Raw genomic sequence first — 3438 nt, forward strand, 5'->3', positions numbered from 1 at the left:
TAGTGGAATGTGTAATTGTTTTTTCTTCGAAATTTTCAACGTTAAATTCAACATTATTGATAATTAATTGTTTCAATTCAACCACCTCTTTATCTATATGAATACGACGAGTCTTAAAAGATTCCCTGTTTTCTCAAAATAAAAAAGGAAACTGATGAATCAGTATCCTTAAAGAATTATTTAGAAAACCTTGCGCTTGGTAGGATAATTAATGAAGGTTGGTTGTAACGTCATATTCAAAGAAAAAAATTATACTGTTTTGTGGTTATATAACAATGGTACATATGAAATCAAGGAATAAGATTCATTAGGAAAAGTTAAATTAGTATCAGTTTCTAATTTTAAAGTACTTAAAAAAACATCAGTTTTTTCTAATCCGATGTTTTTTAAGTATTTATACATTTAGTTTAAAGCGTTAGAAAAGATAGATTTTCACGAATGAGTTGTTAACTTTCGTAAATTTTGAAGGGTAACAAAACCTGCTTTAGTTCCATTACCAACTAGAACTAAAGCAGTACATACTCCAAATGTTGCTAGATTTGAATGAGCAATCAACTGGGCAGAACAAAAACGAATATTACTTCTTGCAAGTTCAACGGCTTTTACCTCATATTTAAAATCACTAACTTTACGATTACCATACGAGTGTCTCGTTCTAGGTAGATCTCCTCCGTAATCTAAAAACATGTTAGTGGAACTAGAATAAGATTTCATATGCAAATTTATAAGCTTGTCCAAATCTTGACTACACTTAATTGTTTTTTTATCTAAAAGTCCATAATTATTACCTAGATCAATTAATTCTTTCCTTTTTTTTGCAATACACTTTCGTAAGTCCTTTATTTGACCTACTGAATTGATTACCATTGACATAGCTTTTTCTCACCTCATCGCAATTTTTCAGTTTCTAGGAAATTTAGTAGGTCTATAATAAAAAGATAGAGCCAATAAAAAATATTATGAGCAATATAAGATAGAATGAAAACGGTTTCTACAAAAGATATCAAAAAATTACAATAAAATACAAAAATTATAGACATTAATGAGCTATCCCATTCGAAAAAGTATACTTTTTCGAATGGGATAGCTGTTTTTTAAGTCATTTTTTCACAGTCTAAAAGGTGTACTTTTTGGGACTATCTATATTGGACAACCTTAATCATAAATTAACTATACATAGTTAAGGGGATTCTGGTGCATAAGTGTTGAAGTGTTGTTACTGAGAAGCTACCAGAAGAAAATATCCTTTATTTCGCGGGTCATTGTCCATTCATTGCAATTCTGAGCGTTTCTCATAATACTGTTTTTAGTGAAGGAGTTGAGAAGATTGAAAAAAATCATATACTGGATTATTTTTATTTTGTTGATTTTAGCTTATGTGACTGACGTAGAAAACATTGACTTAAAGGATTTATTCTCTTCATCACAAGAGAGTAACACATCCTATGATAGATAAAGTGATTTATTTTCCGACTGATAAATACTCTAAAACTGCAGCACATATTGAACATACCATTAATAAAGGTAAGTCAGCTATTTGTACAATTAATCCTTATGGGGCAGAAGAGAACAGAAGCCAATCTTTAAAGAGGCTTCCTACTAAGTAAGGTTATGATAGAGATGAATTTTCAATGACATTTTGTGATGAAGGAGGAACAGATGCAGAAATTGAGTATGGTAAGCCTGCTGATAATCGGAGCGCAGGTTCTTTGATATCTTATCAAGTCGATCAATTGCCGAGTGGAACAAAGGTTTTAATTCAGATAAAATAAAAAGAACAGGTATTGTAAGGGAATTAGACAAATTGGGATGTGTGAAAATTCAATATGAATTATGTAAAGCTTTTGGGATAGAAAATAATACAACACATTTAAAGCTACTTGTTACGGGAGGGTTTGTACAGGTACAGGAGAAATTAAATGATCAAACATTCTTATTCTCGAAGAAGAATTGAAAAGAAGGGCTCTACCCTTCATTACTAAAACAGATAGGAGTAATTAATTTAGAATTACGCTTCTATCTGTTTTTCCTTTTTTACAACCCACATCAGGAATTCCTTTTCTTGATTAGTTAGCTTTCTATTTAAGGATTGTTCAAACTGTAAAACTAACTCTATAAAGCGCTGCATGTTATCCATTTATGCTATAACTCAACTCCTTGAGTTTATCTTTAAGTATAGAATAAGGTTAAGTTTTTTATTTTGTCAAATTTTGTTGTGTCTTAATACTATAATTTATGAAGATGCATAAAGAAGCCATTATAAAGATATTTCAACTAGACGATTAGCTCTTTTCTTTGGATGTTATATTGAGGTTAACTATGAGAAGGAATGGAAGAGATATAAGCGTGAATTAACTTTTGTAGATCAAGTAATCTGGACCATCAAAGATTTATTTTGGAAATGAAACATGTTGATTTAAAGTAAATAGCGATTAATGGAATCTCATCATAAAACATACATACATAGATAGAACTGAATTAGATAAAAAGAGAGTAAACCATCTTTTTTATTTGTTTGCTCTGGGAGAAAGTCTTAATCATAGATAGGTGGTTCTGAGGCAAAAGTACTAAAATGTTGAAAAAGCACCCCTGAACGGGTGCTGTGAATTAAAGTAGTTCATCGTTCTGGTTTTTTAGGTACTTGCTTTCTAACTCTAATTGTTTCATTCGTCGTTGCAATCCTAAGTTCTCTAAGTCCTGTTCTAATTCAGAAGATAAATCAGTTTGTTCTTTAGCATTCTCCATTTGTTCTCTAGTAGTTGCCAACCTCTTTTGTTCTTTTGAATTCATATTAACAGCCCCTTTCTTATGACTTGCTAGATTCGACATAGCAGATGAAATATCCTGTAAAAAGCCATTTACCTAGAAATGCAACAGCAGCACAATACAAAAAAACATCCGTTTAGATAGGATGTTTTTATTCTACTCTTATTTCATTTTCATCTTTATAGCCTGCTCCTGGCGAGCTTCAATTTTTTCTTCAATCTTTTCCATGACCTTTTTATCTTCTAGTATTTTATGTCTGTTTTCATTGACTAGGTTTTGAAAAGAGGGTTTTAACTTTCTCATAGTGGCACTTCTTTCTTACTGTTTAATTTAGTCCCTATACAAGTATGATTATAACGGTTAAATGGAAAAAAGCAATTATTTGCTATCAATATCCCTATGTGTTAAACTATATTTAACTTGTTTTTGTTCGGTATAAGATTGAGAGAAGAAAAAATCTTAAACAGAAGTTTTTATCTTGAAATAGTATGATTGAGCAAGAGAGGTAATACATTTGTGGAGCATTCCACAGCAGGAGGCAACATTATGACACAAGGTACAGTAAAATGGTTTAATGCAGACAAAGGTTTCGGTTTCATTGAAATCGAAGGCGGAGACGATGTATTCGTTCATTTCAGTGCTATTCAAGGTGAAGGTTTCAAATCATTAGAA

At 31.1% G+C, this 3438-nt stretch carries 4 protein-coding genes; 1 reads left to right on the forward strand and 3 read right to left on the reverse strand.

The window, feature by feature from the left end:
* Nucleotides 1-432 precede the first annotated feature (432 nt).
* The 3 genes from AC1DEF_RS28915 to AC1DEF_RS28925 all read right to left on the reverse strand — a co-directional run bounded on the left by AC1DEF_RS28915 (nucleotide 433) and on the right by AC1DEF_RS28925 (nucleotide 3069).
* Complete coding sequence (locus AC1DEF_RS28915; protein ID WP_097825566.1) at nucleotides 433-873, reverse strand: aspartyl-phosphate phosphatase Spo0E family protein; 441 nt, start codon at nucleotides 871-873, stop codon at nucleotides 433-435.
* Between the two features lie 1734 nt (nucleotides 874-2607).
* The gene (locus AC1DEF_RS28920; protein ID WP_025751379.1) at nucleotides 2608-2790 is read right to left on the reverse strand and encodes a hypothetical protein; all 183 of its coding nucleotides are present in this window, start codon (nucleotides 2788-2790) and stop codon (nucleotides 2608-2610) included.
* 138 nt (nucleotides 2791-2928) lie between these two features.
* Nucleotides 2929-3069: an FbpB family small basic protein gene (locus tag AC1DEF_RS28925; RefSeq protein WP_080781676.1), complete on the reverse strand. Its 141-nt coding sequence runs from the start codon at nucleotides 3067-3069 to the stop codon at nucleotides 2929-2931.
* Between the two features lie 243 nt (nucleotides 3070-3312).
* Here AC1DEF_RS28925 and AC1DEF_RS28930 point away from each other — a divergent pair.
* Nucleotides 3313-3438, forward strand: a 126-nt coding sequence (locus AC1DEF_RS28930; protein WP_477727738.1) for a cold-shock protein, incomplete at its 3' end; no start/stop codon positions are given.

It is taken from the genome of Priestia sp. 10L35 (assembly GCF_056395685.1).